Raw genomic sequence first — 22,109 nt, 5'->3', positions numbered from 1 at the left:
CGCGCGCGGGGGGCGCGTGGCCTTATTCGAGTACGGTGTAGAGGTCGGAGCTGCGCCCGCCGTCCACGGTCAGGCAGGCGCCGGTGACGTAGGAGGCTTCGTCGGAGGCGAGGAACAGGATGGCGTTGGCCAGCTCCACCGGCTCGCCGACCCGACGCATCGGGATCAGCTTCTCGGTGTTGGCGCGGCCCTTGTCGTCGGCCAGCATGCCGGCGGTGGCCGGGGTGGCGACCACGCCGGGGATCACCACGTTGCAGCGGATGTTGGCGGCGGCGCCCTCGGAGGCGGCGGCGCGGCTGAAGTTGATCACCGCGGCCTTGGCCGCCGAGTAGCCGGCCATCCAGGCGGTGCCGAACAGGCCGCAGATCGACGCCAGGTTGACGATGGAACCGCCGCCCTGCTGCTGCATCAGGCGCATCGCGGTGCGGGTGCCCCAGAAGGTGCCGTCCACGGTGGTGGAGAAGTTGCCGTGCCAGGTGGCGGTGTCGGTGCCGGTGATGGCGCCCCAGCTGTAGGCCATGGCGTTGTTGACCAGGATGTCGAGGCGACCGTGGCGCTGGGCCGCCGCCTCGATGGCGGCGACGAAGGCCTGCTCGTCGCTGACGTCGGCGACCACGCACTCGGCGTTGCCGCCCTTGTCGCGGATCGCCGCGACCACCGCTTCCAGCGGCTCGGCGCGACGGCCGCAGATGACCACGGTGGCGCCTTCCTCGGCGAAGCGGTGGGCGGTGGCCTCGCCGATCCCCGAGCTGCCGCCGGTGATGAAGGCGACCTTGCCTGCAAGACGTGCTGTCATCGTTCTCCCCTCCTCAGATGAAGGCCATGCCGCCGTTGACGGCGATGTTCTGGCCGGTGATGAAGCTGGCGTCGTCGCTGGCCAGGAAGGCCGCCACGGCGGCGATCTCGGCCGGCTCGCACATGCGCCCGAGCGGGATGGCCTTGACCATGCTCTGCATCCAGTCGTCGGGGATGCCGGCCATCATCGGGGTGTTGGTCGGGCCGGGAACGATGGTGTTGACGCGGATTCGGCTGGGCGCCAGTTCGCGGGCCAGGCTGCGGGTCAGGCCCATCACGCCGGCCTTGGCGGCGCAGTAGTGGCTCGGCCCCTCGCCGGAGATGGCGGCGGTGCTCGACAGGTTGACGATCACCCCGCCCTCGCCGCCCTGGTGCATCAGGCGCGCGGCCTCGCGGCTGCACAGGAACACGCCGGTGAGGTTGACGCCGATGACCCGCTGCCAGTTCTCGTCGGGGGTGTCGAGGAAGGCGTCGACCGAGCCGATGCCGGCGTTGTTGACCAGCACGTCGAGACGGCCGAAGCGCTCGACCACGGCCGCCATGGCCGCGGCCACCGAGGCGCTGTCGGCGACGTTGCAGGCCAGCGCCAGGGCGCTGCCGCCGGCCAGGCCCTCGATGGTCGCGCGCGCGGCGTCCAGGTTGATGTCCGCCGCCACCACCACGGCGCCCTCCTCGGCGAAGCGGCGTACCATCGCCCGCCCCATGCCCTGCCCTGCTCCGGTGACGAAGGCCACCTTGTTCACCAGTTTCATGTGCGTTCTCCCGCAAGCGAATGTTCCATCGCGGCGGGGAAAGTCCCGCAGCGACCACGGGACTCATGATTGGCGGCGGGCGGCGGGGGGGCATCGTCCGATTTGACGATGCCCGTGACGGGGGGCAAAGCGGAGCCTCTCGCTCAACTTCTGCAGAAGAACAACAAGAGGATCTGCCCGTGAACTCACCTGCACGTGTCACCTGGCGTAGCCACTACGCCCTGGCGGTACTGACCGTCATCTACGTGTTCAACTACATCGACCGGCAGTTGATGGCGATCCTCATCGAACCGGTGAAGGCCGAGTTCGCCATCTCCGACACCCAGATCGGCCTGCTCTCGGGGCTGACCTTCGCGCTGTTCTTCACCCTGTTCGGCTTCCCGCTCGGCCGGCTGTCCGACCGCATCGGCCGCAAGCCGGTGATCGTCATGGCCTGCATCGGCTGGAGCGTGATGACCATGCTCTGCGGCCTGGCCGGCAGCTTCCTGTTCCTGCTGCTGGCGCGCATCGGCGTGGCCATCGGCGAGGCCGGCGGCACCGCGCCCTCGGTGGCGATGGTCTCCGACCTCTACCCGCCGCAGCGCCGCTCCAGCGCCATCTCGGTGCTGATGCTCGGCTCCAGCCTCGGCGCGGTGTTCGGCCTCGGCCTTGGCGGCTGGATCGCCCAGCACTACGGCTGGCGCGCCGCGTTCGTGGTCCTTGGCGCCCCGGGCATCTTCCTCGCCCTGCTGCTGTGGGCCACGGTGCGCGCGCCGCAAACGGTCGCGCCGGCCGGCGCCGGCCGCAACCAGGAAAGCTGGCTGCAGACCCTCGGCCTGCTGCTGCAGACCCCGGGCTTCATGTGGATCGTGCTGACCGGCTCGGCGGCCGCCATCGCCGGCTACGCCATCGGTACCTGGAGCCCGAGCTACCTGATCCGCTCCCATGGCCTGTCGATCAAGGAAGCCGGCATCCTGGTCGGCGTGGTCGGCGGCAGCTGCTCGGCCATCGGCACCCTCGTCTGCGGCTGGGTCACCGACCGCATGGCGCGCCGCGATTGCGGCTGGCAGATCGGCGTGCCGCTGCTCGGTACCCTGCTCAGCATCCCCTTCGGCCTGGCCTACTTCCTCTGGCCCGAGGGCGTGGCCTTCAGCGCCTTCGGCATCGGCGTGCCCATGGCCTTCCTGTTCTACATCCCGTTCGGCTTCTTCGGTACCTGGTGGGCGACCCCCTGCCTGGGCGCGATCAGCCACCTGTTCCCGGCCAACCGCCTGGCCCAGGCCACCTCGATCTTCGTGATGGGCATGAGCCTGCTCGGCGTCGGCCTCGGCCCGCTGGTCACCGGCATGCTCAGCGACTACTTCACCCCCATCGCTGGCAGTGAGGCGCTGCGCTACTCGCTGGCCGCCTCGATGTCGCTGCTGGTGCTGGCCGCGCTGTTCCTCGTCCTGGCCCTGCCGCGCTACCGCCGCCAGCTGCTCGGCCAGCCGTCGCCCTCCAGCGCCGCCTCCGGCGCCACCACCGCTACCGCCTGATCAGGAGATAACCCATGTCCGCACAAGACCTGCCGCTGCCCCTCGGCCACTTCGCCACCCTTCCCGACGGCCTGCGCCTGCACTACCTCGACGAGGGCCAGGGCCCGGTGGTGCTCTGGCTGCACGGCAGCGGCCCCGGGGCCAGCGGCTACAGCAACTTCAAGGCCAACTACCCGGTGTTCGCCGCCGCCGGCTACCGCAATATCGTCCTCGACCTGCCCGGCTTTGGCCGCTCGGACAAGCCCGAGGACACCGAGTACTGCCTGGAATTCTTCGTCGCCGCGCTGAACGCCTTCCTCGCCACCGTCGGCATCCAGCGCTGCACCCTGGTCGGCAACTCGCTGGGCGGCGCCATTGCCCTCGGCCAGGCGCTGGCCCATCCGCAGACCGTGGAAAAGCTGATCCTCATGGCCCCGGGCGGCCTCGAGGAGCGAGAGACCTACTTCCAGATGGAAGGCATCCAGCGCATGGTCGAGGTCTACAGCGCCGGCCCCATGGGCGTCGAAGAGATGCGCCAGGTGATGACCCTGCAGCTGTTCGACCCGGCTCTGCTCGACGACACCCTGCTCGCCGAGCGCGCCGCGGTGGCCGCCACCCAGCCGCGCAGCCTGTTCGCCGGCATGCGCGTGGCCAACATGACCGAACGCCTCGGCGAGCTGACCTGCCCGGTGCTGGCCTTCTGGGGTACGGTCGACCGCTTCAACCCGGTCGGCGGTGCGCTCAAGCTGCTGGAGAACACCCCGCAGGCGCGCTGCCTGCTGCTCAACCGCTGCGGCCACTGGGTGCAGGTCGAGCACACCGAACTGTTCAACCGCAGCTGCCTGGACTTCCTCGGCGAAGCCTGAACAATCGAGCCGGGGTGGCACCGCCACCACCGGCCAGCTAGGGACGATCCTTTTATGACCAGCTTCAACCACCTGCTCGCCCCCGGGCGCATCGGCAAGCTCGAACTGCGCAACCGCATCGTCATGGCGCCGATGGGCTCCAACTTCGCCGAGGCCGACGGCCACTGCGGCGAGCGCATCCAGGCCTACTACGAGGCGCGCGCCGCCGGCGGCGCGGGCCTGTTGATCATGGGCGTGTGCTCCATCGCCTATCCGCAAGGCACCGCCGAGCCCTACCAGGTCGGCGTATCCAGCGACGACTTCCTGCCCGGCCTGTCCGCCCTGGCCGCTCGCGTGCACAAGCACGGCGCCAAGATCGCCATGCAGCTGCAGCACGCCGGCAAGGTCGCCGTGCGCGACATGGCCGAGGGCCGGCCGATCTGGGTGCCGTCGATCCCGCCGGCGCTCAACACCAACATGATGGCGGCGCTGACCCGCGAGGAGCTGGGCACCTTTGTCAGCTCCAGCAAGCGCCGCGAAGGCGGCGCCGCGATCCGCGTGATGGACAAGGCAGACATCGCGCAGATGGTCGAGTGGTTCGCTGCCGCCGCCGAGCGCGCCAAGCGTGCCGGCTTCGACGGCGTGGAGATCCACGCCGCGCACAACTACATCATCGCCGGCTTCCTCTCCGCCTACTTCAACAAGCGCGACGACGAATACGGCGGCCCGCTGGAGAACCGCGCGCGCCTGCTCATGGAGGTGCTGGCCGCGGTACGCGCACGGGTCGGCGCCGACTTCCCGGTGTGGCTGCGCCTGGACGCCTACGAGCTGCGCACCCCCGGCGGCATCACCCTGGAGGACGCCAAGACCGTGGCAGTGATGGCCGAGGCGGCCGGCGCCGACGCCGTCAGCGTGTCGGCCTACGCCGCGGTCACCGAGGGCGTGGCCTTCACCGAGGCGCCGCTGGTCCAGCAGCCGGGCGGCTTCCTGGAGTGGGCGACGGCGATCAGGAAGGAAGTCGGCATCCCGGTGATCGCCGTCGGCCGCGTCGAGCCCGAGGTCGGCGACCAGGGCATCGCCCGCGGCCAGTACGACTTCGTCGCCATGGCGCGCAAGCTGCTGGCCGACCCCGAACTGCCCAACAAGCTGATCGCCGGCCGGCCGCAGGACGTGCGCCCGTGCATCTACTGCTACGTCTGCGTCAGCCAGATCTTCATCAACCAGCGGGTCAAGTGCGCGGTCAATCCGCGCACCGGCCACGAGGCCGAGCTGGTCATCGTCCCGACCGCCACCCCGCGCCACGTGGTGGTGGTCGGCGGCGGCCCGGCCGGCATGGAGGCGGCGCGCGTCGCCGCGCTGCGCGGTCACCGCGTCACCCTGCTGGAGCGCAGCGACCGCCTGGGCGGCACGCTGTTCTTCGCCGCCCTCGCCTACGCCGAGAACGGCCGCCTGCTCGACCATCTGGTGGAGCAGGTGCGCAACCTGCCGATCGAGGTGCGCTACAACAGCGAAGCCACCCCGCAGCTGCTGCGCGAGCTGGGCGCCGAGACGGTGCTGGTCGCCACTGGCGCACGGCGCGCCGCGCCGGCCATCCCCGGCGCCGAACAGGACCACGTGTGGAGTGGCGACGAGCTGCGCCGCCTGCTCACCGGCGACCGCGCCGAGGAGATCGCCAGGCGCAAACTGTCGCTGACCCAGCGGGCGATGATGAAGGCCGGCAGCCTGGTCGGCGTCACCGACTCGACCTCCGCCATGCAGAAGCTCTCCCACGTGTGGATGCCGCTGGGCAAGCGCGTGGTGATCGTCGGCGGCGGCCTGGTCGGCCTGGAGCTGGCCGAGTTCCTCATCGAGCGCGGACGCGAGGTCTGCGTGCTGGAGAGCGGCCCGAGCCTCGGCCGCGAACTGGCCATCGTGCGCCGCTGGCGGGTGCTGCACGGCCTGCAGGAGCACCAGGCGCAACTGCTCACCGGCGTCGAGGTCGAGTCCATCGGCCGCAGCAAGGTCGCCTATCGCAATGCCGACGGCGGCAGCGTCGAGGTGGCCGCCGATTCGGTGGTGCTGGCCACCGGCGCCGAGCCGGACGACAGCCTGGCGCGCACGCTGGAAGCCGATGGCTTCGCCGTCACCCGCCTGGGCGACAGCAACGAGCTGGGCTACATAGAGGGCGCCATGGCCTCCGGCCTGCGCGCCGGCTGCGCGGTCTGAGCCTGCGGACGCTGCGGGAACTCCCCGCAGCGTCCATCCTTCATTTTCTCGGGGGATCTTTGCGATGACCGACTCGGCCCTCGCCATCACCAACCTGCTGCACCGCTACGCCGAAGCCATCGACGCTGGACACCTCGAGGAGGCCGCCGCGCTGTTCCGCCATGCGCGCATCGAGGCTGGCGGCAACGGCACGCTGGACCACGCCGGCCTGCTCGCCCTGTGGCGGCGGATCATCGTCCTCTATCCCTGCGGCACCCCGCGCACGCGTCACCTGATTTCCAACCCCATACTCGAGATCGACGAGGCAGCGGGCACGGCGACCGCGCGCTCCTGCTACACGGTGTTCCAGGCGACCGAGCAGATGGCGCTGCAGGCCATCGCCAGCGGCCGCTACCTGGATCGCTTCGCGCGCCTCGACGGGCAATGGTGTTTCAGCGCACGGGAATACCGGCTGGACCTGACCGGCGACCTGAGCAGGCATCTGCGAGCATCGCCAACGGTGCAGTCCAGGGGAGCGATGCCGGGCTCTTGGTAAGCGCTCCATAAACCCCATCTGCCGACGATGAAGTTGGTGCATTACATTGTCGTCGCTGGCGTGCAGTTCCACGGCAGCAGTGCTTCGTAGTCGGGGCGGTGTCACTCAACCCCGAGCGGGAGCAAGAGCAACAGCCGCTGAAACAGGCGGCCTGAAAACACGGTCGACGCGACAACTACCTTGAAAAACGCCGGCCCTGAGCCAGAAGACATTGCTCCTGGTGAGCCTTGCCGGCTGCCTTTATATCGGATGGCTGGCGGCCTGCGCGATCCTCGAAGAAGGCGGCCGGAGAACCACACGTGATGGATTCCTTTCCGGTCTCTTGATCGGGATCTCCAACCCCAAGGACATTATCTTTTTCGTGTCCTTCTTCCCACAGTTCATCGGGGTGACCGATTCGGTCGAACGCAGCATGATCCTGCTCTCGGCGATCTGGATTGCCGTGGATCTGCTGGTTCTCGGGGCTTACATCTTTTTCCTAGGCAGGGTCGTTTCAAAGCGGTACCACAGGACGATATCGCTCGTCTCGGCGATGATCCTGCTCGCCATCGCGGTGCTGGGGTTCGCATACAACATCGTTGAATTGCGCCAAATGCAGCGTTGCGCGACTGTCGTTTGCCTGTAGCCGGTGGCTATTCCACCGGCTACAGGCAGGCCATTAGCCGGCAACCACTCCTCTCAATTCCCCCTTCACCACCTTGTTCGACGCATTCACCGGCAGCGCGTCGAAGAAGCGCACCAGGCGCGGCACCTTGTAGTTGGCCATGCGCTGGCGCGACCAGGCGATCAGGTCGGGTTCGTCAAGCTGCTGGCCGGGGCGCAGCACCACGCAGGCGCAGCCGACCTCGCCCATGCGCTCGTCGGGCACGCCGATCACCGCGACCTGGGCGATCGCCGGGTGTTCGAGCAGGCCGGCCTCGATCTCCGCCGGGTAGCAGTTGAAGCCGCCGACGATGAACATGTCCTTGAGGCGGTCGGTGATGCGCAGGTAGCCGCGCGCGTCGAGGGTGCCGACGTCGCCGGTGTGCAGCCAGCCCTCGGCGTCGATGGTCTCGGCGGTGGCCTGCGGGTTCTCGAAGTAGCCCTGCATGACGTGGAAGCCGCGCAGGCACACCTCGCCCGCCTCGCCCGCCGGCAGCGGGCGGTTTTCACCGTCTACCACGCGCACCTCGGTGCCGGGGATGGCGCGGCCGCAGGTGGTGGCCACGGTCTCGGCGTCGTCGGCCGGGTCGCAGATGGTCGCCAGGCCGCCGCACTCGGTCAGCCCGTAGGCGGTGGTGACCACCGCGAAGCCCAGCTCGCGGCGCATGCGCTCGACCAGCACCGGCGGGATGGTCGCCGCGCCGGTGACGGCGATGCGCAGGCTGGACAGGTCGGACTCGGACAGCTTCGGGTGGGCGAGCATCGACAGGTACAGGGTCGGCGGGCCGGGCAGCACGGTGATGCGGTCGCGTTCGATGCGCTGGAACACCGCCTCGGCGTCGAACACCGGGTGCGGCAGGATGGTCGCGCCGCCGAGCAGGCAGGTCAGCCAGCCGGCCTTGTAGCCGAAGGCGTGGAAGAACGGGTTGACGATCAGGTAGCGGTCGCCGGGGCGCAGGCCGATGACCTGCACGTATTCGGCGAAGGCGCGCAGGTTCTGGCCGTGGGCGCTCATCACGCCCTTGGGCTTGCCGGTGGTGCCGGAGGTGAACAGCAGGTCGGACAGGTCGTCCGGGCGCACGGTCAGGGCGCGCGCCTGGGCCTCGTCCATGTCGACCGCCTCGCCGGCGGCGAGGAAGCCCTGCCAGCTCAGGTCGCCGTGCTCCGAGGGCGCCTCGCAGGGCAGCACCACCACGCGCTGCAGGCAGTCCGGGCGGTGGGGTTCGAGCATCGCCGGGTAGTCGATGCCGAGGAACTGGCCGACGCAGAACAGCAGGCGGGTGCCGCTGCGTTCGAGGATGTCGGCGGCCTCGTTGCCCTTCATGCGCGTGTTGATCGGCACCAGCACGCCACCGGCGCAGTGGATGCCCAGCGCGGCGAGGATCCAGTCGTGGCGGTTCGGCCCCCACACGGCGACGCGGTCACCGGGCTGGATGCCTTCGGCGATCAGCGCGCGGCTCACCGCCAGCACCCGCTCGGGCAGCTCGGCGTAGTCGATGCGCACCTCGCCGTCGGCCAGGGCGCAGCGCCCGGCGTGGCGGCGCGCGGCGGCGAACACCAGGGCGGGAATGGTCGGCGGCACGCCCTCGGCGGCCGGGGTGGTCAGCGGAATATCGGTCATCTCGGCCATCCGTATCTCAGTCGGGGAAGCGCACGCGCACGTGCGCGCTGGTGGCCACGGCCTGGCAGGCCAGGGTCCAGCCTTCGTTCAGTTCCTGCTGGTCGAGGGCCTCGTTGCGCAGCAGCTCGACCTCGCCCTGCTCCACCGTGCACATGCACGAGGCGCAGGCGCCGACCAGGCAGGAGTGCGGCGCGCGCACCCCATTGCGGCGCATGGCGTCGAGCAGGGTCTCGCCCGGTTCGCAGTCGAGGGCGTGCTCGGCGCCGTCGAGGCTGACCTCCAGGCGCGCGGCCACCGCCGCCTCGCTGACCGGCGCCTCGCCCTGCTCGCCCTCGCCGGGCAGCGAGACGAAGCGCTCGACGTGCACCTTGGCGCTGGGCACCTCGAGGCTGTGCAGCGCGGTCACCGCGGCGTCCATGAACGGGCCGGGGCCGCAGATGAAGGCCTCGGCGTGCCTGAACGGCCGCGCCAGTTCGGCGAGCTGCTCGACGGCGGGGATGCCCTGCACCGAGTCCAGCCAGTGGATCACCTGCAGGCGGCGCGGGTGGGCGGCGGCCAGTGCCTGCAGCTCGTCGCGGAAGATCACCGAGGCCTCGTCGCGGTTGGCGTAGATCAGCAGCACGCGGCCGGAGCCGGCGTGCAGCACCGAGCGCAGGATCGACAGCACCGGGGTGACGCCGCTGCCGCCGCCGAACAGCAGGAAGTCGCCGTCCAGGCTGCGCGGCACGAACACCCCGGCCGGCGCCATCACCTCGATGGCATCGCCGGCCTTGGGTACGTCGCACAGCCAGTTGGAAGCGCGGCCGTCGCGCACGCGCTTGACGGTGACGCGCAGCGGCTCATCCAGCAGCGGCGTGCTGGACAGCGAGTAGCAGCGCGGCAGCCAGCTGCCCTCGTGGGGGATGCGCAGGGTGAGGAACTGCCCCGGCTTGTACTTGAACTGGCCGGCCAGTTCGGCCGGCACCTCGAACACCAGCGAGCGGGCGTCGGCGGTTTCCTCGATGACCTGCGCCACGCGCAGGGAGATGTATTCGGGACTGTTCATGGCTAGATACTCATGACGAACTGGCCGCTGTCGATGCGCAGTTCCATGCCGTTGATGGCGCGCGACTCGTCGCTGGCCAGGTACAGGGCGGCGGCAGCGACGTCCTCGGGCAGGCACATGCGGTTCATCGGGTCGCTGTCGATGGTGAACTTCGCCGGGTCGATGCCCGGCGGGTAGCTGGCGACGGTCATCGGCGTCAGCACGCCGTCGGGATGCAGCGAGTTGCAGCGGATGCGGTACTTCTGCCGACGGCAGTGGGCCGCCACGGCGCGGTTGAGGGCGGCCACCGCGCCCTTGGAGGCGCCGTAGGCGGCATAGTCGTCGCGCCCGGCCAGGGCGGCGATGGACGAGACGTTGATGATCGAACCGCCGCCGCTGTCCTTCATCAGCGCGACGGCCATGCGGCAGCCGAGGAAGGCGCTGTCGGAATTGACCCGCAGCAGCTTGTGCCAATCCTCAAGGCTGGCTTCCTCGATGGAGCCCTTGAGCAGGATGCCGGCGTTGTTGACCAGCACGTCGAGGCGGCCGTAGCGCTCGCGCACCAGCTCGGCGACCGCGTTCCAGTCGGCCTCGCTGGCGGCGTCGTGGCGGACGAAGCTGGCCGCCTCGCCCCGCTCTTCATTAAGTTGGTCGGCCAGCGCCTGCCCGGCGTCGGCGTTGAGGTCGCTGATCAGCACCCGCGCGCCCTCGCCCACCAGCGCCTGCACGATGGCGCGGCCGATGCCGCTGGCGCCGCCGGTGACCAGGGCGATCTTGTCCTGTACCCGTCCTGTCATGTTCGTCTCCTCGTTCAGGCGGGCGCGCCGGCTGGCGCTGCCCGGGTGGTCGTGGTGTGGTTCGCCTGGGCCGCCGCTTCGCCGGCGCGGCGGCCGGAGAACACGCAGTCGGCCAGCGACAGGCCGCTGATGTAGAGATGCGAGGGAATGCCGATGGCGGTGCGTCCGGCGGCGTACAGGCCGGGAATGGCCTGGCCCTGGGTGTCGAGCACCGCGCCGTTGTCCTCGTCGACCTTGAGGCCGCCGAGGGTCAGCGCACCGAGCGGGAACACCGGGTTGCCCACCGAGATGTCGCAGGCGTAGAACGGCCCCTGGTCGAGCACCTGGCGGCTGCTTTCCGACTTGCCGACCGGGTCCGGCGCGGTGCCGCGAGCGGCGGCGTTGTAGGCGCGCAAGGACTCCTCAAGCAGCGCCGGCTGCATGCCAGTGACGCCCGCCAGTTCGCGGGCGGTGCGTCCCTTACGCACCTTGAGCAGCATCAGCGCCAGCGCCGGCAAGCTCTGGAACCACCAGTAGCCGCCGAACAGCGCCTGTTTGATCGACTGGCGACGCAGGCGCGCGTCGAGCACCAGCCAGGCCTTGCCGCCCTGCTCCTCGCACAGCGGGTAGCCAAGGGTGCCGCCGTAGACTTCCTCGTTGACGAAGCGCTGCCCGGCGGTGTTGACCACGATGCCCTTCGGCCAGCACAGCGGCGGGTTGATGAAGCGCCACGGCGAGACCTGCTGCAGGCGGTCGCTGGCCGCCCCGGCGGAGAGGCCCAGGCGCAGGCCGCTGCCGTCGCAGCCGGTGGCGCCGACCTTGAAGTTGCGCCGGTACTTGGGCGCGTGTTCGCCGATCATCGCCCGGTTGAAGATGAAGCCGCCGGTGCTGAGGATCACCCCGCGGCGGGCTAGCACCAGGCGCGGCCGGGCGTGCTGCTGTTCGATCCGCGCCAGCTTGCGGCGCAGGCCGTCGCAGTAGCTCGGCGCGAAGTTCTGCAGGCGCTCGGCGCGCGCGGCCAGCTTGGCGTGCTCCCTGGCCGCCGCGCTGCCGGGCGGCAGGCACCACAGCTCGGCGCCGATCACCCGGCCCCGGGCGTCCAGCACCAGGCGGCGCGCGGCGGATTGCGTCTGCGGGCGCACGCCGGCCTTCAGGCAGGCGCGCTGCAGGTGGCCGTAGAGCACCGCGCCGCACTGGCCCTTGCCGACCGTGCGGTGGCCGCGCGGCGCCGGTGGCAGCGCGCCGCGGTGCGAGGGCACCATCTCGTTGCCCGAGTAGTAGAGGAAGTAGCCGTCCGGCGGATAGGAGGTCTTGCCGCCGCCCGGCGGCATGCTGTGCGCGTAGCGCGCGCCGTGGCCTTCCAGCCACGCCAGGTTGGCCGCGCTGGACTCGCAGAAGCGACGCAGGGTGGCGTCGCCGATCACGCCCTGGGTCTCGTGCTTGAGGTAGTCGAACATCGCCTCGGGGCTGTCGGCGTAGCCGGCGTCGCGCTGCTGGCGGGTGCCACCGCCCGCGTACACCACCCCGCCGCTCTTGGCGCTGGCGCCGCCGCCGGTGAAGCGGTCGGCGACCAGCACGTCGGCGCCCCGGGCGCGGGCCTCCAGCGCCGCGCAGGCTCCGGCCGCGCCCCAGCCGATCACCAGCACGTCGCACTGATCGTCCCACTGCAGGCTGCTGGCATCGGCCACCTGCAGCGGCAGCTGGATGTCGGTGCAGGTGGAAATCGCATCGTGCTTCATGACCGCTCTCCTCAGGCGCTGGCAGCGATGTGCCGGGCGGCGATGTAGCCGAAGGTCATCGCCGGGCCGAGGGTGCCGCCGGCACCGGGGTAGCTGGTGCCCATCACCGAGGCCGAGGTATTGCCGATGGCGTACAGGCCGGGGATCGGCTGGCCGTTCTCGTGCAGCACCTGGGCGTTGGCGTTGGTCAGCAGGCCGCCCTTGGTGCCGATGTCGCCGGCATCCAGGCGCATGGCGTAGAACGGCCCCTTGGCGATCGGCGCAAGGCACGGGTTGGGCTTGACGTTGCTGTCGCCGTAGTAGCGGTCGAACACGTTGCCGCCGCGGGCGAAGTCGGCGTCGACGCCGGTGCGGGCGAACTCGTTGACGCGCTTGACGGTGGCATCCAGGCCGGCCGGGTCGACGCCGATCTGCCGGGCCAGGCCCTCGAGGCTGTCGGCCTTCCAGTACACGGTGTTCAGCCACTCCTTGCGCAGGCGGCTGTCCGGCGACACCTGGGCCGGCATCAGCGGGCCCATGGCGTAGTTGAAGCGGTAGTGGGCGTCGAAGATCACCCAGGCCGGGATGCTCTTGGCGTCCTTCTGGTGCTCCTTGTACATGGCGTCGACGAACTCCAGGTACGGCGCCGCCTCGTTGACGAAGCGCTTGCCCAGGCCGTTGACCACGATGGCGCCGGGGAAGGCGCGCTCGGCGAAGATACCGCGCGGCTTCTCTTCACCCGGCACCTTGATGGTCGGTGCCCACCAGGCCCAGTCCATCAGCTCGGTGGCGGCGCCGATGGCCTGCGCGGCCTCCAGCGCGGCGCCGGTGTTGTTGCCCGGCGGAGTGGCGCTCCAGTCGACGCGGGTCGGCTGCGGCAGGTACTTCTCGCGCAGCGCCTGGTTCTGCTCGAAGCCGCCGCAGCCGAAGATCACCCCGCGACGCGCCTGCAGGGTCATCTTCTGGCCTTCGCGCACCACCTGGATGCCGGTGACCCGGCCGTTCTCCACCACCAGCTCACGGAAGTCGGTGTTCAGCCACAGCGGCACGTCGCGGTCCATCAGCGAACGGCGCAGCGCGGCGATCAGCGAGGCGCCGAGGGCGGCGCGGCGGTCCATCTTGGTCTTGCGCCGCCACTTGAAGTCGAGCTTGTAGCGGGCGATCAGGCCGATAATCATCAGTCGCCAGCCGAACTCGCGGGACATCGCCTTGTGCGCGTGGCGCGCGGTCCAGGCGATGCAGCCCATCAGCAGGGTGGTCGGCGACGGCTTGCGCATGTGCTCGTATTCGTCGCCGAGCAGGCTGGTGTCGAACAGCTCGGGGTCGAGGCTGCGCCCGCCGGGCAGCGAGCCGGGCAGGTGCTGGTAGTAGTCCGGGTACTTCTCGGCCACCGCGTAGCGCACGCGGCTACGGGTCTCGAGGTAGTGGATCATCCGCGGCGCGTACTCGAGGTAGGCGCGCAGGCGCTCCTCGTCGATCTTGCCCTCGGTGGAGGCCTTCAGGTAGGTCAGCGCCTTGTCGTAGCTGTCCTTGCCACCCTTCTCGGCGAAGTAGTGGTTGTTGGGGATCCAGATGCCGCCGCCGGAGATCGCCGAGGTGCCGCCGTACTTGTCGCTCTTCTCGACGACCAGCACCGAGAGGCCCTGGTCGGCGGCGACCACCGCCGCCGACATGGCGCCTGCGCCGGAGCCGACGACGATCACGTCGTAGGCGGATTGGGGCCGAACCTGTGTTGTCATTGTTTTCGTGTCCTTTGCCGTGGTGGTCGAGCCGAATTCAGACGTACGGATCGGGGTTGGGCAGGCCGAGCTGCACCGCGCCGTAGCTGCGGCCGTAGGCGGCCACGTTGTTGGAGATGTGCCCGCGCGCCTGGTGCAGGTCGCGGAAGGTGCGCGCCACCGGGTTGGTGTTGTACAGGCCGGAGGCGGCCATCGAGCGCAGCAGATCGCTGACCCGCTCGGCACAGATATTGGTGACCTGGGCGGACTGGTAGCGGTACAGCAGGCGGGTCTCGGTGTCGGGAATCTCGCCCTTCTCGGCCAGCGCCAGCATGTGCGCGAAGTTGCGCTCGAGCACCAGCTTGAAGGCGTCGACGGTGGTGATCGCCTCGGCCACCGCGGTCTGCGCCACCGGGTCCTCGGCGGTCTTGGCGCCGTGCTTGCCGATGTGGCGGGCGGCGTTGTCGCGGAACTCGTTGATCGCGCCCTGCAGGGCGCCGAGGCACGAGCTGGACACCGCGCGGGTGAACACCTGGGCGAAGGGCAGCGCGTAGATCGGGTTGGTGTTGACCTCGCGGCCCGGGGTGGCCGCCAGACTGGCGTTGTTGGTGCGCTGCACGCGGTGGGCGGGGACGAAGGCGTCCTCGATCACGATGTCGTGGCTGCCGGTGCCGCGCAGGCCGAGCACGTCCCAGTTCTTCTCGATGCGGTAGTCGCTGCGCGGTACCAGGAAGGTGCCGTGCTCGACCGGCAGGTCGCCATCGGCCGGCAGGATGCCGCCGAGCAGGCACCACTGGCAGTGCTCGCTGCCGCTGGAGAAGCCCCAGCGCCCGCTGATGCGGTAGCCGCCTTCCACCGGGGTGACCTTGGCCACCGGCATGTAGGTGGAGGAAATCAGCGTCGAGGTGTCCTCGCCCCACACGTCCTGCTGGGCTTCGACCGGGTAGCGGGCCAGCTGCCAGGGGTGCACGCCCATCACGCCGTAGATCCAGGCGGTGGACATGCAGCCTTCGGCGAGGGTCATCTGGATCTCGAAGAAGGTGCGCGGGTCGACCTCGTAGCCGTCCCACTGCTTGGGCTGCAGGGCGCGGAACAGGCCGGCCTCCTGCATCTCGCGGATGGTCTCGTCGGGCACCTTGCCCTCGCGGTCGGCCCGCTCGGCCCGCTCGCGCAGGGCGGGCACCAGGCGGCGGGCGCGAGCGATCAGCTCGATCTCTACCGCGGTTTTCTCTCGCATGACATGCATCGCCAACTCCTCCATCCATCTCGATGAGCGAATCTGCTCGTGGCTTCGATCATCGGGCGCGGCCCGGCTGCGCTCATCGTCAAACCGGACTAGGCAGAAGCATGCAGACGGCGGACAGCAAAAGGCCCGGCGCTGGGCCGGGCCTTGGAAGGCGTGGGATGGGGAGTCGGAAGCGGCGTGGCGTGGCTGGCTTAGCCTTTGAAGCCCTTGGCCACGAAATACACCTCGCTCGAGCGGGAGCGCGAGGCATCGGGCTTGCGCACCACGACCTTTTCGAACGAGGTGCGGACATCCTTCAGGAACTCGTCCGAGCCTTCGCCCTGGAACACCTTGACCGCAAAGTTGCCGCCCGGCTTGAGCACCTGGCGGACCATGTCGAGGACCAGCTCGACCAGGTACATCGAGGAAGCCTGATCGGCGGCGGCAACCCCGCTGATGTTGGGAGCAATGTCGGAGATGATCAGGTCGGGCTGCCGGCCATCGAGCTTGTCGAGGATCTGCTGGAACACCTTGTCGTCGGTGAAGTCGCCCTGGATGAAGTCGACGTTTTCCAGCGAGTCCATCGGCAGGATGTCGCTGGCCAGCACCCGTCCCTTGTCGCCCACCAGACGGCCCGCCACCTGCGACCAGCCACCGGGCGCCGAGCCCAGATCCATGACCAGCATGCCGGGGCGGATCAGCTTGTCCTTCTCGATCAGCTCGAGCAGCTTGTAGGCGGCGCGCGAGCGATAGCCGTCCTTCTGCGCCTGTTTGACGTAGGGATCGTTGACGTGTTCTTTCAGCCAGCGGCTGCTGCTTTTGGAGCGTTTCATGATGGAGCCAACCACGGAAATCAGGTGAGGAGCGGACCAGCGCATGAGGCATGGGGCCGCAAAATGGCGGCAAGTATACGCCGATAGGGCTTGGCGCGGCACCGCCCCTGACAGGGGTGGGCGCCAGCAGCTACAATTCGCGCCTTTCCCCTCCCCCAGTTGCTTCCTTTGCCGGAGACACCGGCCAGGATTACCCCATGATTCGCATCAACGAACTGTCCCTGCCCCTCGACCACTCCCCCGAGGAGCTGCGCGCGGCCATCGTCAAGCGCCTGAATATCCGCGACGCCGACCTGCTGAACTTCAGCGTGTTCAAGCGCAGCTACGATGCCCGCAAGAAGAACAGCGTCATCCTGTTCATCTACATCATCAACCTGGAAGCCCGCGACGAGGCATCGATCCTGGCGCGCCTGGCCGATGACAAGAACATCCGCCCGGCCCCGGATACCAGCTACCACCCGGTAGCCCAGGCACCGGCCGAGCTGAGCGAGCGGCCGCTGGTGGTGGGCTTTGGTCCCTGCGGCCTGTTCGCCGCCCTGCTGCTGGCGCAGATGGGCTTCAAACCGATCGTGCTGGAGCGCGGCAAGGATGTGCGCCGGCGCACCAAGGACACCTGGGCCCTGTGGCGCAAGAAGACCCTGACCCCGGAATCCAACGTGCAGTTCGGCGAGGGCGGTGCCGGCCTGTTCTCCGACGGCAAGCTGTACAGCCAGATCAAGGACCCGAAGTTCTACGGCCGCAAGGTGATGCACGAGTTCGTCCGCGCCGGCGCGCCGGAAGAGATCATGTACGTCAGCAAGCCGCACATCGGCACCTTCCGCCTCACCGGCGTGGTCTCCACCATGCGCGAGGAGATCATCGCCCTGGGTGGCGAAGTGCGCTTCGAAAGCAAGGTGACCGACCTGCTGATCGACGACGGCCAGCTCGAGGGCGTGGTGCTGGAGAGCGGCGAAACCCTGCGCAGCCGCCATGTGGTGCTGGCGCTGGGCCACAGCTCGCGTGACACCTTCCGCATGCTGCACCGCCAGGGCGTATTCCTCGAGGCCAAGCCGTTTGCCGTGGGCTTCCGTATCGAGCACCCGCAATCGATGATCGACCAGGCGCGCCTGGGCAAATACGCCGGCCATCCGGAGCTGGGCGCCGCCGACTACAAGCTGGTGCACCAGGCCAAGAATGGCCGCGCGGTGTACAGCTTCTGCATGTGCCCCGGCGGCACCGTGGTGGCCGCCACCTCCGAGCCGGAGCGCGTGGTGACCAACGGCATGAGCCAGTACTCGCGCAACGAGCGCAACGCCAATGCCGGCATCGTCGTCGGCATCAACCCGGAGCAGGATTTCCCCGGCGGCCCGCTGGCCGGCGTGGAGTTCCAGGAGCGCCTGGAGTCGCGTGCCTACGTGCTGGGCGGCAGCGACTACTGTGCACCCGCGCAACTGGTCGGCGACTTCATCCGCGGCGTGCCGTCGAGCGAGTTCGGCGAGGTCGAGCCCTCCTACAAGCCCGGCGTGCGCCTGGGCGATCTGGCGCCCTCGCTGCCGGACTATGCGATCGAGGCCATCCGCGAGGCGCTGCCGGTCTTCGGCAAGCAGATCCGTGGCTTCGACCGCAATGACGCCGTGCTCACCGGCATCGAAACCCGCACCTCGTCGCCGGTGCGCATCACCCGCGACCCGGAGACCCTGCAAAGCCTCAACCTGCGCGGCCTGTTCCCGGCCGGTGAGGGTGCCGGTTATGCCGGCGGCATCCTGTCGGCGGGCGTGGATGGCATCAAGGTCGCCGAAGCGGTGGCCAAGTCGCTGCTGGCCGGGCTCGAACCGACCGCTGCGCAGAGCCACTGAGCGAGCCTCGATGAAACTCGACGACATCAAAAAACTGCACCAGAAAAAGTACCGGGCCGAGCTGGGACATTTCCTGGTGGAGGGCGAGCACCTGCTGCTGGAGCTGCAGAAAGCCGCGGCCCACGACCCGCGGCTGCTGCACAGCCAGCTGTACGTGACCGGCGCCTACGAGCACTGGCAGAGTCCGTTCAGAACCCACCTGATCAGCGAGCGGCAGATGGCGCAGATCGCCGACACCAAGACCCCGCAGGGCATTCTTGCCGTGGTGCCGATGCCGGACGCCAGCGCCCCGGCCGTCCCAGCGGCCAACGAGCGCGCCATCTACCTGCACGAGATCCAGGACCCCGGCAATCTCGGCACCATCCTGCGCACCCTGGCCTGGTTCGGCGGTTTTCGCTGCCTGCTCAGCCCGGGCAGCGTCGATCCGTACAACCCCAAGGTGGTGCGCGCCAGCATGGGGGCGATCTTCCATACGCCGCTTGAGCTGGATGTCGAACTGGATTCGTTGCGCACGCGCTTCGCCCGGATCGCCTGTCTGGACATGCAGGGCGAGCGCGTGCAGGCGGCCAGCTTCAGGGACTTCGACTGCTACCTGTTCGGCAACGAAGCCCGCGGCGTGCCCCGCGAGCAGCTGGTCGCCCTGCATGCCCAGCCCTTCACGATTGCCGGCTGCGGCAGCATCGAATCGCTGAACCTGGCCACGACGGTCAACATGTGTGCGTATGAGTTGAGCCGATAGTAGGTTGTTCATCCGGGGCGTTCCCGGAATTCTGGAAGCGCGACCAACACAGCCTTCCAGGAGCCCCGGATGAATCTGCATAAACATGCCCGTCTTACCCCGCGCGCTCGAGCCCTTCTGGTTCAACGTATGCTCAACGGCCTGCGCGTCGAGGACACTACAGACCGCGCCAGCTCTGGCGCCTGCTGCAAGTGTTAGGGGTTTTGATAGCGGCTCTAAGCAATGTGGGGTATTCATACGCTTACCCTCAAGCGGCACCTCACCACTGGCATCGGCTTATGAAACTCATATTCTCCCGCAAAGGTTTCGACTCCTCCGCCGGCGGAGTCCCTAGCCCACTCGTGGAAGGACGGCCAATCTCGCTCCCTATCCCCACAAGCATGCCGACGCCCATCACCTTCGGCGACCTGGCTGAACCGATTCCGACACTCATCGAACAACTCACCCGAGGTCGCCACACGAGAGCAACTCCATGCCACCTCGATCCAGATATTGATCCCAGCTTGCGCCCTCGCGCGCCCGGGTGGCGCGGCGCACTCGGTCAGCTTGCCGCAGCGCAGAGTCATCTCGCCGGGCAAGGTGTCGGTGTTGGCGACTTGTTCCTATTCTGGGGGCTGTTCCGACCTGCGACGCAAATCCAAGGCCGCTGGTCCTACGAGGGGCAACGCGAGCATCGCGTATTTGGGTGGTTGCAAATCGGGGAGGTCCTCTCTCTGGGTGTCGATGGAACACATGCGGGTGAGCGCTACCCCTGGCTCAAAGAACACCCACACATCCGGGCTGGCTGGAAGAAAAACAACACGCTTTACCTTGCTGCCGACCGCCTGATGCTGGACGGTCGCATAACCCAGCGCCCGGGCTTCGGCCTGTTCAAGACGGGCTTTCGACTGACCGAGAGTCATGCGCCGAGTCCGTCCATTTGGTCGGTACCTGACTGGCTGAACCCAACGCGCGGCGGAGTCGGCCTGACCTATCACCCATCGCCGCGCTGGTCGTCGTCCGGGACTCTGGAGGCCGCCGCACGTGGTCAGGAATTCGTCGCAGACATCACGAATCGTGCCGATGCGCTCGCGTGGATCGATCAGCTCTTTGCGCAGGAGGCATGACTATGCGAGTCCACACGTATGTGATCGCCACGGACGCAGGCTCCGCACCAAACTACGATTCGCCGGCCGTTACGCTGGCTGTCTGTAAGCCGCGCATCCGCAAGAAGGCGAAGGTCGGGGAGCTCGTGCTCGCATTTGCAGGTGCGACAGTGAATCCCACCTCAGGCCACAGTGTCGTATGGGCCGGCATCGTCTCCGAAGTACTGACCTTCACTGAGTATTGGAACGACCGCCGCTTCGCCTCGAAGAAGCCTGACCGTACCGTCGTACCGGACAACTTCTATAAGCCTACCGGAAACGGTGTCTTCGCCTGGCAACCCAATCCCGTTCACGGCCCTGAGGCCCAAGAACGTGATACCGGCGGGCTGAACGTCCTTGTGTTTGATTACGCTTGGCTCTTCGGCGCCTTCGGCCCCCTGCTTCCAGAGGACTTTGGTCTGCGCATGAACGCCGGCCGGCGCGGGGAGAGGGTTGTCGATCTCACCGATTCCGTCTGGCAGCGCCTCGAAACCTGGCTGAACACCCAGCCACAAGTCACCATTGAGGCTGCCAGTGACCGCAAGTCGAGCCGCTGTTACACGCCCCCTGCGATGCCGGGATCACCGCAGCCAGCCTCCCCAACACGACGGCGATGCTGACCATCTGAACATCTACAGGGCTGATAGGTCAGCACCGTAAGGTGGAAGACTCGCGCAGCGATCTTCCACCGGGCCCGCGCCAAGGGTGGGAAATGCCTTCGGCAGTTTCCCACCCTACGGGCTACGGGGTGATCTGCGCCTCCATCGCCGCCAGGAAGTGCTCGCCATACGGCGGCAGCAGGCCCCACTCGCGGCGCGGGTCGTAGGCGCCGGCCTCGAACACCGTGCGTGCGTGGCTGAATTCGAGGAAGCCCTCGCGGCCGTGGTAGTGGCCCATCCCGGAAGCGCCGATGCCGCCGAACGGGGCGTCCTGCATGGCGGCGTGCATCATGGCGTCGTTGATGGTCACCCCGCCGGACAGGCTGTGCTCCAGCACTCGCTGCTTCTCGGCCTCGTCCGTGCCGAACCAGTACAGCGCCAGCGGCCGGTCGCGGCGGTTGATGTCGGCGAGCACCGCGTCGATGGTGTCGTAGGGCAGCAGGACCATGGCCGGGCCGAAGATCTCCTCCTGCTGGATGCGGCAGGCGGCCGGCGGATCGACCACCACGCGCAGCGGCCGGCGGCGGTCTGCGGCATCGGCCGGCAGGATTTCAGGCAGCGACTCGACGCGCACCCCGGCGGCCACGGCATCCTCCACCAGCCCCTCGACCCGCGCCAGATGGCGCTGGTTGACCACGGCCACCACGTCCGGGTTGCCCTGCACCTGCGGGAACAGGCTGGCGTAGGCGCCCTGCAGCTCGACGAGGAACGCCTCGGTCTGCTCGCGCGGCACATAGACCAGGTCCGGGTTGACGCACAACTGGCCGCCGTTGCTGGCCTTGGCGGCGGCGATGCGGAAGGCGGCGGTGGCCAGGTCGGCGCTGCGCGAGACGATGGTCGGCGACTTGCCGCCCAGCTCCAGGGTCAGCGGCACCAGGTTCTCCGCGGCGTTGCGCATCACCGCCTTGCCGATGGCGGTGCTGCCGGTGAACACCAGATGGTCGAACGGCTGGCGGGTCACCGCCTCGGCCATCTCGACGCCGCCCATGGCCACGCCGACCACCTGCGGATCGAGGTGCTCGGCGCAGGCGGCGGCCAGCACCTCGGCGGTGCGCGGGGCGATCTCCGAGGGCTTGAGGATCGCCCGGTTGCCGGCGGCCAGCACGTAGGCCAGCGGGCTGAGCAGGGTGAACAGCGGCGCGTTCCAGGTGCCGACGATGGCCACCGAACCCTTGGGCTGGTAGAGCACCCGCGCCCGGGCGCCGAGCTGATCATAGGGCGGGAACGGCTGGCGCTCCTGCGGCTGCATCCACTCCTCCAGATGGTCGCGGGCGTGCTTGAGTGAGGCCAGCGAGCCGAGCACGTCGTTCATCAGCGAGAAGCCCGCCGGGCGATTGCCGAAGTCCTCGTCCATCGCCTTCGCCAGCGGCTTGTGCCAGGCCACCAGCAGGTCGATCACCTGCTGGATGCGCCGGCGCCGTTCGCCTGCAGGGACAGCGCCCTCGGCAATGAGGGCGGTCTTCTGCGCAGCCAGCAGCGCGGCCAGCCCCTCGACAGTGGTAATCACGGAACTCATCGAACCTCCTCGATCCTTGCGGCGGCGGCCGGTGCGGCGCCCTGCGGCGATAGT

19 protein-coding genes are annotated in these 22,109 nt (G+C 68.8%); 9 read left to right on the top strand and 10 right to left on the bottom strand.

Annotated features, from left to right (window positions below):
• Positions 1-22: 22 nt before the first annotated feature.
• Positions 23-796, bottom strand: a complete 774-nt coding sequence (locus tag E5198_RS08350) for an SDR family NAD(P)-dependent oxidoreductase (protein ID WP_136489541.1) — start codon at positions 794-796, stop codon at positions 23-25.
• A 13-nt stretch (positions 797-809) separates the two neighbouring features.
• Positions 810-1,547: an SDR family NAD(P)-dependent oxidoreductase gene (locus E5198_RS08345; protein WP_136489540.1), complete on the bottom strand. Its 738-nt coding sequence runs from the start codon at positions 1,545-1,547 to the stop codon at positions 810-812.
• Positions 1,548-1,726: 179 nt separating this feature from the next.
• Here E5198_RS08345 and E5198_RS08340 point away from each other — a divergent pair, with 179 nt between their 5' ends.
• The 5 genes from E5198_RS08340 to E5198_RS08320 all read left to right on the top strand — a co-directional run bounded on the left by E5198_RS08340 (position 1,727) and on the right by E5198_RS08320 (position 7,250).
• Entirely contained in the window at positions 1,727-3,061 is a 1,335-nt protein-coding gene (locus E5198_RS08340; RefSeq protein ID WP_136489539.1) for an MFS transporter, read from the top strand.
• A gap of 14 nt (positions 3,062-3,075) precedes the next feature.
• Positions 3,076-3,906: an alpha/beta fold hydrolase gene (locus tag E5198_RS08335; protein ID WP_136489538.1), complete on the top strand. Its 831-nt coding sequence runs from the start codon at positions 3,076-3,078 to the stop codon at positions 3,904-3,906.
• A gap of 54 nt (positions 3,907-3,960) precedes the next feature.
• Positions 3,961-6,090, top strand: coding sequence for an FAD-dependent oxidoreductase (locus E5198_RS08330; protein ID WP_136489537.1), 2,130 nt, complete (start codon positions 3,961-3,963; stop codon positions 6,088-6,090).
• Between the two features lie 64 nt (positions 6,091-6,154).
• Positions 6,155-6,625, top strand: coding sequence for a nuclear transport factor 2 family protein (locus E5198_RS08325; protein ID WP_136489536.1), 471 nt, complete (start codon positions 6,155-6,157; stop codon positions 6,623-6,625).
• Between the two features lie 220 nt (positions 6,626-6,845).
• A complete protein-coding gene (locus E5198_RS08320; protein WP_168772499.1) occupies positions 6,846-7,250 on the top strand; it encodes a LysE family translocator in 405 nt (134 codons plus the stop codon).
• 33 nt (positions 7,251-7,283) lie between these two features.
• Here E5198_RS08320 and E5198_RS08315 read toward each other — a convergent pair whose 3' ends face one another.
• From E5198_RS08315 to rlmE, 7 genes are all read right to left on the bottom strand, one after another.
• Positions 7,284-8,888, bottom strand: a complete 1,605-nt coding sequence (locus E5198_RS08315; protein WP_136489534.1) for a FadD3 family acyl-CoA ligase — start codon at positions 8,886-8,888, stop codon at positions 7,284-7,286.
• A 16-nt stretch (positions 8,889-8,904) separates the two neighbouring features.
• Positions 8,905-9,933, bottom strand: coding sequence for a ferredoxin--NADP reductase (locus tag E5198_RS08310; RefSeq protein WP_136489533.1), 1,029 nt, complete (start codon positions 9,931-9,933; stop codon positions 8,905-8,907).
• A gap of 2 nt (positions 9,934-9,935) precedes the next feature.
• Positions 9,936-10,709, bottom strand: a complete 774-nt coding sequence (locus E5198_RS08305; RefSeq protein ID WP_136489532.1) for a glucose 1-dehydrogenase — start codon at positions 10,707-10,709, stop codon at positions 9,936-9,938.
• 14 nt (positions 10,710-10,723) lie between these two features.
• Positions 10,724-12,427: an FAD-binding protein gene (locus E5198_RS08300; RefSeq protein WP_136489531.1), complete on the bottom strand. Its 1,704-nt coding sequence runs from the start codon at positions 12,425-12,427 to the stop codon at positions 10,724-10,726.
• An 11-nt stretch (positions 12,428-12,438) separates the two neighbouring features.
• Positions 12,439-14,145: an FAD-dependent oxidoreductase gene (locus tag E5198_RS08295; RefSeq protein ID WP_136489530.1), complete on the bottom strand. Its 1,707-nt coding sequence runs from the start codon at positions 14,143-14,145 to the stop codon at positions 12,439-12,441.
• A gap of 37 nt (positions 14,146-14,182) precedes the next feature.
• Positions 14,183-15,370, bottom strand: a complete 1,188-nt coding sequence (locus E5198_RS08290) for an acyl-CoA dehydrogenase family protein (RefSeq protein ID WP_136489529.1) — start codon at positions 15,368-15,370, stop codon at positions 14,183-14,185.
• A gap of 191 nt (positions 15,371-15,561) precedes the next feature.
• Positions 15,562-16,182, bottom strand: coding sequence for a 23S rRNA (uridine(2552)-2'-O)-methyltransferase RlmE (rlmE, locus tag E5198_RS08285; RefSeq protein WP_136489528.1), 621 nt, complete (start codon positions 16,180-16,182; stop codon positions 15,562-15,564).
• 197 nt (positions 16,183-16,379) lie between these two features.
• Between rlmE and E5198_RS08280 the strand changes: the two genes are divergently transcribed.
• The 4 genes from E5198_RS08280 to E5198_RS08260 all read left to right on the top strand — a co-directional run bounded on the left by E5198_RS08280 (position 16,380) and on the right by E5198_RS08260 (position 20,500).
• Complete coding sequence (locus E5198_RS08280; protein WP_136489527.1) at positions 16,380-18,017, top strand: NAD(P)/FAD-dependent oxidoreductase; 1,638 nt, start codon at positions 16,380-16,382, stop codon at positions 18,015-18,017.
• Between the two features lie 10 nt (positions 18,018-18,027).
• Complete coding sequence (locus E5198_RS08275; RefSeq protein WP_136489526.1) at positions 18,028-18,756, top strand: RNA methyltransferase; 729 nt, start codon at positions 18,028-18,030, stop codon at positions 18,754-18,756.
• Positions 18,757-19,034: 278 nt separating this feature from the next.
• A complete protein-coding gene (locus E5198_RS08265) occupies positions 19,035-19,862 on the top strand; it encodes a hypothetical protein (protein ID WP_136489525.1) in 828 nt (275 codons plus the stop codon).
• On the top strand, positions 19,859-20,500 hold the full coding sequence (locus tag E5198_RS08260) for a hypothetical protein (protein ID WP_136489524.1): 642 nt from the start codon (positions 19,859-19,861) through the stop codon (positions 20,498-20,500). The genes E5198_RS08265 and E5198_RS08260 overlap by 4 nt, the downstream gene beginning before the upstream one ends.
• Before the next feature lie 121 nt (positions 20,501-20,621).
• Here the strand turns inward: E5198_RS08260 and E5198_RS08255 are convergent, their stop codons facing one another.
• Positions 20,622-22,055 carry an aldehyde dehydrogenase family protein gene (locus tag E5198_RS08255; protein ID WP_136489523.1) on the bottom strand — a complete coding sequence of 478 codons (1,434 nt, stop codon included), beginning with the start codon at positions 22,053-22,055 and terminating at the stop codon, positions 20,622-20,624.
• Positions 22,056-22,109: the final 54 nt, after the last annotated feature.

Source organism: Pseudomonas sp. A-1, assembly GCF_004801855.1.
In the GTDB taxonomy this organism is placed as follows: Bacteria; Pseudomonadota; Gammaproteobacteria; order Pseudomonadales; family Pseudomonadaceae; genus Geopseudomonas.
Note: the sequence above shows the minus strand (reverse complement) of the source record. Positions and strands in the feature narration are given on the sequence as shown.

Coding starts and splice junctions, on each gene's coding strand:
- E5198_RS08265 (WP_136489525.1), top strand. CDS start 19,035: ATGAAACTCATATTCTCCCGCAAAGGTTTCGACTCCTCCGCCGGCGGA.
- E5198_RS08315 (WP_136489534.1), bottom strand. CDS start 8,888: ATGACCGATATTCCGCTGACCACCCCGGCCGCCGAGGGCGTGCCGCCG.
- E5198_RS08330 (WP_136489537.1), top strand. CDS start 3,961: ATGACCAGCTTCAACCACCTGCTCGCCCCCGGGCGCATCGGCAAGCTC.
- E5198_RS08275 (WP_136489526.1), top strand. CDS start 18,028: ATGAAACTCGACGACATCAAAAAACTGCACCAGAAAAAGTACCGGGCC.
- E5198_RS08310 (WP_136489533.1), bottom strand. CDS start 9,933: ATGAACAGTCCCGAATACATCTCCCTGCGCGTGGCGCAGGTCATCGAG.
- rlmE (WP_136489528.1), bottom strand. CDS start 16,182: ATGAAACGCTCCAAAAGCAGCAGCCGCTGGCTGAAAGAACACGTCAAC.
- E5198_RS08305 (WP_136489532.1), bottom strand. CDS start 10,709: ATGACAGGACGGGTACAGGACAAGATCGCCCTGGTCACCGGCGGCGCC.
- E5198_RS08335 (WP_136489538.1), top strand. CDS start 3,076: ATGTCCGCACAAGACCTGCCGCTGCCCCTCGGCCACTTCGCCACCCTT.
- E5198_RS08350 (WP_136489541.1), bottom strand. CDS start 796: ATGACAGCACGTCTTGCAGGCAAGGTCGCCTTCATCACCGGCGGCAGC.
- E5198_RS08255 (WP_136489523.1), bottom strand. CDS start 22,055: ATGAGTTCCGTGATTACCACTGTCGAGGGGCTGGCCGCGCTGCTGGCT.
- E5198_RS08295 (WP_136489530.1), bottom strand. CDS start 14,145: ATGACAACACAGGTTCGGCCCCAATCCGCCTACGACGTGATCGTCGTC.
- E5198_RS08345 (WP_136489540.1), bottom strand. CDS start 1,547: ATGAAACTGGTGAACAAGGTGGCCTTCGTCACCGGAGCAGGGCAGGGC.
- E5198_RS08280 (WP_136489527.1), top strand. CDS start 16,380: ATGATTCGCATCAACGAACTGTCCCTGCCCCTCGACCACTCCCCCGAG.
- E5198_RS08260 (WP_136489524.1), top strand. CDS start 19,859: ATGACTATGCGAGTCCACACGTATGTGATCGCCACGGACGCAGGCTCC.
- E5198_RS08325 (WP_136489536.1), top strand. CDS start 6,155: ATGACCGACTCGGCCCTCGCCATCACCAACCTGCTGCACCGCTACGCC.
- E5198_RS08290 (WP_136489529.1), bottom strand. CDS start 15,370: ATGCATGTCATGCGAGAGAAAACCGCGGTAGAGATCGAGCTGATCGCT.
- E5198_RS08300 (WP_136489531.1), bottom strand. CDS start 12,427: ATGAAGCACGATGCGATTTCCACCTGCACCGACATCCAGCTGCCGCTG.